General features: G+C 58.5%; 9 protein-coding genes. 5 read left to right on the top strand and 4 right to left on the bottom strand.

Annotated elements, in window-relative coordinates; all coding sequences use genetic code 11:
* Positions 1 to 1,005, bottom strand: a 1,005-nt coding sequence (fliD, locus tag AB4043_RS06180; protein WP_442306680.1) for a flagellar filament capping protein FliD, incomplete at its 3' end; no start/stop codon positions are given.
* Positions 1,006 to 1,131: 126 nt separating this feature from the next.
* Positions 1,132 to 1,986 carry a flagellin gene (locus AB4043_RS06175; RefSeq protein ID WP_442306679.1) on the bottom strand — a complete coding sequence of 285 codons (855 nt, stop codon included), beginning with the start codon at positions 1,984 to 1,986 and terminating at the stop codon, positions 1,132 to 1,134.
* 211 nt (positions 1,987 to 2,197) lie between these two features.
* On the opposite strand from AB4043_RS06175, the gene AB4043_RS06170 reads away from it, so the two are divergent.
* Genes AB4043_RS06170 through AB4043_RS06160 form a run of 3 tightly spaced genes read left to right on the top strand, consistent with a single transcriptional unit; the run spans position 2,198 to position 4,111 of the window.
* Positions 2,198 to 2,449, top strand: a complete 252-nt coding sequence (locus tag AB4043_RS06170; protein WP_442299895.1) for a flagellar FlbD family protein — start codon at positions 2,198 to 2,200, stop codon at positions 2,447 to 2,449.
* 11 nt (positions 2,450 to 2,460) lie between these two features.
* Positions 2,461 to 3,228, top strand: coding sequence for a flagellar motor protein (locus tag AB4043_RS06165; RefSeq protein WP_442299896.1), 768 nt, complete (start codon positions 2,461 to 2,463; stop codon positions 3,226 to 3,228).
* Positions 3,229 to 3,232: 4 nt separating this feature from the next.
* A complete protein-coding gene (locus AB4043_RS06160) occupies positions 3,233 to 4,111 on the top strand; it encodes a flagellar motor protein MotB (RefSeq protein WP_442299897.1) in 879 nt (292 codons plus the stop codon).
* Positions 4,112 to 4,146: 35 nt separating this feature from the next.
* Here AB4043_RS06160 and AB4043_RS06155 read toward each other — a convergent pair whose 3' ends face one another.
* Positions 4,147 to 5,373 (bottom strand): glycosyltransferase, encoded by a 1,227-nt coding sequence (locus AB4043_RS06155; protein ID WP_442299898.1) that lies wholly within the window; start codon positions 5,371 to 5,373, stop codon positions 4,147 to 4,149.
* 108 nt (positions 5,374 to 5,481) lie between these two features.
* On the opposite strand from AB4043_RS06155, the gene AB4043_RS06150 reads away from it, so the two are divergent.
* Positions 5,482 to 6,093 (top strand): non-canonical purine NTP pyrophosphatase, encoded by a 612-nt coding sequence (locus AB4043_RS06150; protein ID WP_442299899.1) that lies wholly within the window; start codon positions 5,482 to 5,484, stop codon positions 6,091 to 6,093.
* 6 nt (positions 6,094 to 6,099) lie between these two features.
* On the opposite strand, the gene AB4043_RS06145 is transcribed toward AB4043_RS06150, so the two are convergent.
* Positions 6,100 to 7,245: a hypothetical protein gene (locus tag AB4043_RS06145; protein ID WP_442299900.1), complete on the bottom strand. Its 1,146-nt coding sequence runs from the start codon at positions 7,243 to 7,245 to the stop codon at positions 6,100 to 6,102.
* Positions 7,246 to 7,476: 231 nt separating this feature from the next.
* Here AB4043_RS06145 and AB4043_RS06140 point away from each other — a divergent pair, with 231 nt between their 5' ends.
* A complete protein-coding gene (locus AB4043_RS06140; RefSeq protein ID WP_442299901.1) occupies positions 7,477 to 8,241 on the top strand; it encodes a succinate dehydrogenase in 765 nt (254 codons plus the stop codon).
* Positions 8,242 to 8,288 lie beyond the last annotated feature (47 nt).

Genomic DNA, 8,288 nt, shown 5'->3' with positions numbered 1-8,288 from the left:
ATCCTTCGCGACAGTGATGCCGAGTTGATCGATGCTCTTGATCGAGCCGGTGCTGGTACCGCCGAACAGAGCGCCTGATAGCGACTGCTGCAACATCGAAAGCGTTGACGTTCCGGACAGAGGCGGGGCTGTACTACCTGAGACTACCTTTGATTGCACAGCGAGTTCCTTCGCTACGGTGTTGTACGCGCTGACGAAGGTGCTGAAGGCGGTCTCGATGGAGCTGTTGTCATTGGCAATCACTACCTGAACCGTCGACGACGGATCTGCCGAGACAAGCTGAAAGGAAACACCTGGAATCGCTCCGGAGACCGTATTGGAGCTGCTGGTGACTCCAACACCATCCACGGTGAGCTGTGCATCGCTCCCAGTCTGCCCCTGATTCATGGTGAGCGCGTTTCCGCTGCCGTCACTCAAACCACCCGTGATGGTCAACTGCCCTGCGGCGCCGCTAGTCTGGCTGACGAACGAGAGCCGTGATCCGCTTGAGTCCGTAATTACGGAAGCACGTACACCGATGCCGGCGAGATTGATCGCCTTTGCATAATCGGCAAGCGTTGAGCCCGAAGCAACATTGACCGTCTGTGCAGTTCCGCTTCCTACCTGAAAGGTAAGGGACCCGCTCACCGATGCGGTAGAGCTGGAAAGCTGACTGGTGTACATGGAGGAGGTCTTGGCCAGCGATGACACCACGACGCTGTGACTGCCGGCAGTGGCCGTACTGGAGGCCGAAGACAGAGAAAGAATATTGTTGTCGGAGCTGGAGCCCTGCTTCTGGGCCATGACGCCGCTGAAGTCCGTCAGGCTCGTCAGAGCGCTATACATCGTCGACAGATCGGTGCCGATCTGCGACAGCACTGTGTCCTGGCTCTGAAGCGAGGTGACCTGGTCTTTCCACGCCGTCTCGACGCCCTGGCGAATGGAGACGATCGACGAGACCGTCGTCGCGACATCGAAGCCCTGGCCGCTGGTGGCGGAACCGAATGCTAAGCCGACTGTACCCATAATGTGTGTTCTCCCCCTGGAAATGGCACGTCAGTGACCAAACCCAATCGGGAGCGAATTAAGTTCCTGCAAGAAAATCGGCGGACGAGCCGTAAGCAACTCGTCCGCCGTGCTGAGGAAGGGTGATTATTGGAGCAGCTTCAGAACCTGCTGCTGCGTCTGGTTGGCCTGCGCCAGGGCGCTGATACCGGTCTGGCTCAGCACCTGGAACTTGGCCAGTTCGCTGGTGGCGGTGGCGTAGTCCGTGGAGCGGACGCTGGACTCGGCCGCGGTCAGGTTTTCGGACTGCGAAGTCGCAACCGACGAAGCAGCTGAGAGCTGGTTGATGTTGGCGCCGATCTGGCCGCGCTGATAAGCAACGCCGGCGATGGCGGTGGTCAGGTTGGTAAGAACGGTCTGGGCGGTGGAAGCCGTCAGGGTGGCGACAGCGGTAGCAGTAAAGTCTACGCTGGTGCCAGCCGCATTCAGACCCACATGAGAGGTGCTGAGAGCGCCGGTCGTGTCGCTGAACACCGTCGCACCCGAGCTGGTGCCGTCAGAGACGAAGATCGTGGTTGCCGTGCTGGAGAATACCGCGTTGCCGTTGAAGTTCGTCGAGGAACCGATGTTGCCGATTTCCGACAGAATGTTCYGGTACTCCTGGTTTGCAGCGCTAACCTGCGAGCTGTTCAGGGTGCCGTTGGCACCCTGGGTGGCCAGGGTCACAGCGCGGTTCAGAAGGTTGGTGACCTGGGAGAGAGCGCCGTCAGCGGTCTGCAACAGACCGATACCGTCGCTGGCATTACGAGCCGACTGGTTCAGAGCGGCAACGTTGGCGTGCAGGCCGTCAGCCAGGGCCAGGCCGGCGGCGTCATCGGCGCCGGAGTTGATGCGCGAACCGGAAGAGAGCTGCGTAAGGGTGTTCTGCAGGTTCTTCTGGGTCGACGCGAGGTTGTTCTGTGCGTAGAGAGCAGAGATGTTGTTAAGGACACTCAGGGACATTGGTATTCACTCCTTTTAATACGTCAAGAAAGAATTGCGCTTTGCCTGCCTGGTGTCCTCTCTTGCGATTAGCACCTCGCGGAAGGCTCCGCGTTCACCTACCTCATCGGTCTGTCCCGAAAGAACATTAGCCAGAAATGTAAAAGTACACAAAAGTAATGCGTTGCCCCCAATGGCCGATAACAAACAGGAATAACGGAGTTAGATCCCCATGATTGAGCTCGCACGCCTGAACGGTCACGCTCTCTACATAAATGCGGACCTTATTAAGTACATTGAGGCCTCCCCGGACACCGTCATCACCCTGGTGACCAACGAGAAGATCATCGTCCTCGAAAGCTGCCAGCAGGTCATCGATCTGGCCCATCAATATAAGGCAAGCCTGCTTCGCTCCACCTGGCCGACAGCCGCGGACGCGCTGGCGGCAAAGTTCGCCCACAACATTGAAGAGACCTCTCGCTAAAAGGAACAGATATGGACATCGCAAGCGTTGCAGGTATTGTTCTGGCCCTACTCGGCATTCTGGGCGGCATGATGATCGAAGGCGGCCAACTCGCCCAGATCACACAGCCGACCGCGGCCATGATCGTCGTTGGCGGCACCGCCGGCGCTGTTATGCTGCAATTTCCCCTCAGCATCTTCCTAGGCGCCCTTAAAAAGGTCGCCTCCGTATTTCTGCATAAGGGAGCGGATAGCCAGGCGCTGGTCAAGCAACTGGTGGATTTTGCCAACAAAGCCCGCAAAGAAGGCATCGTCTCCCTGGATACAGAACTGGCCAAGGTGACCGATCCCTTCCTTAAACAGGCGATGATGCTTGCCGTCGATGGCACGGAGCCGACCGAACTCCGCAAGATCATGCAGCTCGAGCTCGACAACAAGAGCGAGATCGAGGAAAAGATTCCGCAGGTCTTCGAGTCTGCGGGCGGTTTCGCGCCGACCGTCGGCATCATCGGCGCCGTACTCGGCCTGATCCAGGTCATGCAGCACCTCGACAACATCGATGAGGTAGGACGTGGTATCGCGGTCGCTTTCGTGGCAACCATCTACGGTGTGGGACTGGCCAACCTTATCTGTCTCCCCGCCGCCGGCAAGCTGAAGATCCGCCACCGCGAAGAGACCATGATCAAGGAGATGATGCTCGAGGGCGTCGTCAGCATCCTTGAGGGCATGAACCCCCGCATGATGGAAACCAAGCTTCGTACCTTCCTGATGGAACCGGGTCACGCGGAACAAAAGGCATAACGCCATGGGTAAAAAGAAACACGCCGAACACGTCAATCACGAACGCTGGCTCGTCTCTTACGCGGACTTCATCACACTGCTGTTCGCCTTCTTCGTCGTACTCTTCGCCTCATCGCAGAGTGACAAGAAGAAGGAGAAGCAGATGGCCGCAGCGATTAAGGCAGCCTTCTCCGATACGCGTATCTTCGATATGCACTCGGCGACGCCTGCCCTGACCGATGGCGGAGCCAGTGTCGACACCAAACCGATTGAGATGCCGCTTCCCACAGCACCCGAGTTCGGAAGCGGCAACGGCAATGGAAACGGTAGCGGACAGGACGTTGCGGCGCAGATCCGAAAGGCGATCGAACGGGCCGCTGCCAAGCAGATCTCAGCAGGAGCAATCTCAATTCACCAGGCGGCTGACGGATTGACCATCTCGCTGCAAGAGGGAGGCTTCTTCCCCTCTGGCTCGGCGGAGCTTCGAATGGACTCACAGGGAATGCTGGACCATATCATCGCGGCCCTGCCTACGAATATGAAGATCCGCGTCGAAGGCCACAGCGACAATCGTCCCATTCATACGGCACAGTTCGCGTCCAACTGGGAGCTCTCATCGGCACGCGCCTCTGCCATTGCCCGTGAGATGCTGACCCGCGCTAAGTTCGATCCGGCGATGATCTCTGCCGCCGGCTATGCTGAATACCACCCGGTAACCTCCAATGAGACCGAAGCCGGACGGGCCCGAAACCGCCGCGTCGATATCGTGGTGCTCCAGCTTACTTCCGCTCCCCCTCCGCCTCCGATGGCCCCTGCTCCTCGTCGGCCTCACAACGTAGAGTCAACAGCGTCGACCAGCGAACCCGGCATCGTAAAAGATGCGGTACCACCCTCCACACCTTAATCCTGTCCTCTAGCTCCAAGTCGGAGGCCGATGAGCTACTTATTATGCGGGTCAAGGTAGTTAGCGATAGAGCGGTGCAGGTCGGATGCGCCCGCCATCGTCAGGCGCTTTTCTGCGACATCGCCTGCAAACGCCATTTCGTTTGCCGTAACCGCACCGGCAATCACGATATCCAGCAGCTCCGCATGATCAGGTTCTATCTCATAGGCTTTATGGAGAACATCCATCCCTTCATCCATATGGCCGAGGTAAATCTGGCACACACCATATTTGGCAAGGATCAGCGCTGACGCGCCTCCGAGCCTGCGAGCCGTGTTGTAGGCATCGGAAGCGGCCTGGTACTGCTGCTGATGCAGATGGGCGTCGCCAAGCGATTCATAAAGAACAATGCTGGCTGAATGCCTCTCTACTGCATGGATGAACAGTTGGACTGCCTCAGCATAACGCTCCATACGGAGCAGACACACACCCCCGAGAATGATGGCATCGGTATTGGATTCATCCAACTGTATGGCGCGGATCAGGAGGTCCAGTGCGGCCTGCGGATTCTTACCGTACTCCAATTCTCCCCAGCCGAGTTCGTAGGCGGTTCTGCTGTCTTCCGGAAATGCCTCGAAATGGCGTTTGCCAATCTCAAGATAGAGCTCATTCTTGGCAGTTCGCACGGCCTCATCGTCTTCGGCGTGACCGAAGTGATGAATGACGAACGGTGCCTGTCCAATCGAGAGACCAGCTTCTTTAACCCGATGAACGACGGTTTCATGGACAGGCCTTTCGAACCAGACATCCGCATGTCGCCGGAATAACCGCGTATTGACGGATGTAACGTATGCGGGAAAACCCTCTGCTGCTGGAAGCACATGAGGATTCGCCATCGCCCCATCTGCGCCACTTCGGCTATTTACCTGCCGGACGTAATTCCATCGCACAACGTCAAAGGCGGACAAAGCAGTACCCGAAACCAGCGTTCTCAGAAGATTGGCGCCTTTCGGATCGAGCATCTCGTCAGCATCGAGCACAAGAATCCAGTCGCAGGTCGCTTGCCGCAGGACCAGGTTGCGGGCTTCCGCAAAATCACCGTTCCACGGGATCGGCATCCACTCTGCTCCAAATGCCTGGGCAATTTCGGCTGTATCGTCTGTCGACCCCGTATCTCCGATGACGATGCGATCGACGACGGAACGAACGCTCCGCAAACATCGCTCGAGACTGCTTCCTCCATTTTTCACAATCATCGAGAGTTCGATCGTGGATGTACGCATCCTTTGGAGCCCCTTCAAGAGCGATTATCACCCAAGGAAGGGACCCTCTCGGTCGGGGCGTTCCGCTTCGCTTAGCATCCAAAGAGGGGGACCCCTTCCGAAGAACGTATGACCATCTATCTCGCAACTACCAATGCCGGTAAACTGCGCGACTTTGCGGCAATTGCGCTTCAGCACGACGTGACCGTCGACACCTTGCCGGGGCTGGCCTCCATCCCCGAGGCGCCGGAGAATGAACCAACCTTCGAAGGCAATGCGGTCTCCAAGGCTCTGTATTACTCCAGACGTGCTCCGGGGTTGCTGGTGCTGGCTGACGATTCCGGACTCGAGGTTCAGTGCCTGGATGCTGCTCCTGGAGTACGTTCGGCACGCTACGCCGAAGACCAGCACTTCCCTCCCACGCCCGGCTCCACCAAGGATGAACGCAACAATGCCGCGCTGCTGCATGCCCTGGACGGCATTCCCGAGACCTGCAGGCAGGGACGTTACCGCTGCGTGCTTGCCCTGGCACGGGATGGAGAGCTGTTACAGACGGCAGAGGGCTCCGTCGACGGCATCATCCTGCAGTCGCCGCGTGGGGAGAACGGCTTCGGCTATGACCCGCTCTTCTTTCTACCGGAGCTGGACCAGACGATGGCGGAGGTCTCTATCGAACAAAAACAAAGGCTCAGCCATCGTGGCCGAGCCTTTGAGTCACTGTTGCGGCAACTCGATACCTAGGCCGCATTACTCTGCCAGTTTGAACTCCGGTTCCGCCTCGCTCCAGGCCATGCGCAGGCCGTGCCAGAAAGGCGCTGAACCCATCATGCGGACCGCCGTCAGGCTGGCGCCGATGTACCAGGGCGCCCGTCCCTTCTGCCACATTGCCGAGACCGGCTGCATGACACCGTTCGAATCCGGGTGGAAGACCCGCTCATCCCACTTACGGGAACCTTCCGGGAACTCCGGGTAGTTGCGGATGGCGGCCAGGGTCGACTCCAGCACGCGGTGCTTCCAGGGCTCGGCGTACTGCGGCATGAAGTGTACGTGGCTCACGCGCTCCACCCGAACCTCTTGCACGAACTCCGCAAAGCTGGTCGCGCGCGTCAGGTTGACGTTCGCATTCGGCTCCGTACCGTGACGGTCTCCACCGCTGATCAGAAGCATGCCCCAGCGCTCCGCCAGACCGATCACATCCCGGTTCTCGTGCCAGTTGCGCAGGCCGTTCAGCTCCAGAGCGTGGACAAAGCCGCCGCAATCACGCAGGAAACGCTCAACCTCGATGAGATGGCGCTCGGTTCCGATGTCGTACAGGTCCCACAGGGGGTGATTGAAGATGATCAGAACCTGCTTGATCTCATGCAGCTCCGCCAGAATCGAGCGCAGCTCCTGCTCGTTCGGCGTAGCGGTCATCGCCTCCATACGAGCCATCCACTGCTGGCAGGTCCCGGCCGGAAGGTTATGGATTCCCAGGTGGAAAGTCGTGATTCCAAACGGCGCGCTCCACTCCACGCTGATCGGCAGATCTTCAGCCGCATTGGTGGCGCGCAGCAGCAGAGGAGCGTTGATGTCGTCGTGGTCGCTGATGGAGACCATACCCGACAGCTGCAGTCCGTTTTCGATCTGTCCGCGCTCCAGGTCCAGCGACTGCATCGGCGTCAGGGGCGGCGTCCAGTAGGCACGGTCGAAGTCCAGCTTCAGGCCATATTCGCCGGCGCATTTTTCTTCCCGCGAGCGGACAAACTTCTCCAGCCAGGGAATCTTGTTGCCCATCGCGGCGATAAAGTTCAGCGTCTCCTTGGACTGGTTCGTATGACTGTGCAACGAGACACCGCTCCGAAACACCCGGGTATTCACACGTTCTTTCCAGCTACAGGTAATGACGCTTGACATCGGTCAGGCCCTCCGTCCCTAAGGTCGCCCGAAATACGTCAACAGGCGTTCAGCGCCAAAAGAACAGTCGATGAAAAGTGCACCAAAATTGGTACAACACAAAATTCGCACATTTTTCCGATAATCGCACACGAGAGGCCGCTTTTCCTTGACCCCGGTTTTCCAGGGGCGGAATAATACGGTTGCCGCAGCTTCAGGCTGACATTCGTACTAGAGGAGCGACCTCTCATTATGGCGACAACCGCCTCAGCACCGCCCGCCACCCCGCAGTTGAAGGGCGTTCAGCCGCTCCGCGCAGGCGAAGGCAACTCCTTTCTCTGGCGCCGTCTGCACTCGCTGACCGGCATTGTGCCGATCGGCGCCTTCCTCATCGAGCACATTGTTTCGAATTTCGAGGTCGTCAACGGTCCGCTGGCTTATGCGCAGCAGGTCAAGTTCCTGAACGGCCTGCCCCTGGTGCGGGTGCTGGAGTGGGGCCTGATCTTCATCCCTCTGCTCTACCACGCGCTCTATGGCGTCTTTATCGCTGTTCGCGGACGCAGTAACGTGAATGTTTATCCGTGGGCTGGGAACGTGATGTATTACTCGCAGCGCGCCACCGGTCTGATTGCGTTCGCCTACATCCTCTATCACGTCCTGACCCAGCGGTTTATGGGAGTGAGCCTGCCCGAGCATCCTGGCCTCGCATATGCCAAAGTACAGTTTGAGCTGCTGTCGCACTGGTATGCGATTCCGGTCTATGTCATTGCGATGATTGCCACCTGCTGGCACTTCGCCTATGGCATCTGGCTGTTTGCCGCCAAGTGGGGCATCACGCCGGGCAATGTTGCCCGCAAGCGCTTCGGCTGGGTTTGCGCGATCGGCGGGACCGCGCTCTGCATTATGGGCCTGGTCAGCATCTTTACCGTGGCATACAGCCGCCCATATTCGCCTGATGATGTGATGCCGGCGCAGTACGACAACGTCGTCGCACCTACGGTTCCACCGCAGCAGTAACTCGAAGAAGGACACACACAAGACTATGGCTGCAGCTACACCCAGGA

Origin of the sequence: Terriglobus sp. YAF25 (assembly GCF_052113305.1) — a bacterium.
In the GTDB taxonomy this organism is placed as follows: domain Bacteria; phylum Acidobacteriota; class Terriglobia; order Terriglobales; family Acidobacteriaceae; genus Terriglobus.
This window is presented reverse-complemented; position numbering and strand designations above follow the sequence as displayed.

Excerpts from the sequence above, each read along its gene's own strand:
- AB4043_RS06170 (WP_442299895.1), top strand. The coding sequence starts at position 2,198 with ATGATTGAGCTCGCACGCCTGAACGGTCACGCTCTCTACATAAATGCG.
- AB4043_RS06165 (WP_442299896.1), top strand. The coding sequence starts at position 2,461 with ATGGACATCGCAAGCGTTGCAGGTATTGTTCTGGCCCTACTCGGCATT.
- AB4043_RS06160 (WP_442299897.1), top strand. The coding sequence starts at position 3,233 with ATGGGTAAAAAGAAACACGCCGAACACGTCAATCACGAACGCTGGCTC.
- AB4043_RS06155 (WP_442299898.1), bottom strand. The coding sequence starts at position 5,373 with ATGCGTACATCCACGATCGAACTCTCGATGATTGTGAAAAATGGAGGA.
- AB4043_RS06150 (WP_442299899.1), top strand. The coding sequence starts at position 5,482 with ATGACCATCTATCTCGCAACTACCAATGCCGGTAAACTGCGCGACTTT.
- AB4043_RS06145 (WP_442299900.1), bottom strand. The coding sequence starts at position 7,245 with ATGTCAAGCGTCATTACCTGTAGCTGGAAAGAACGTGTGAATACCCGG.
- AB4043_RS06140 (WP_442299901.1), top strand. The coding sequence starts at position 7,477 with ATGGCGACAACCGCCTCAGCACCGCCCGCCACCCCGCAGTTGAAGGGC.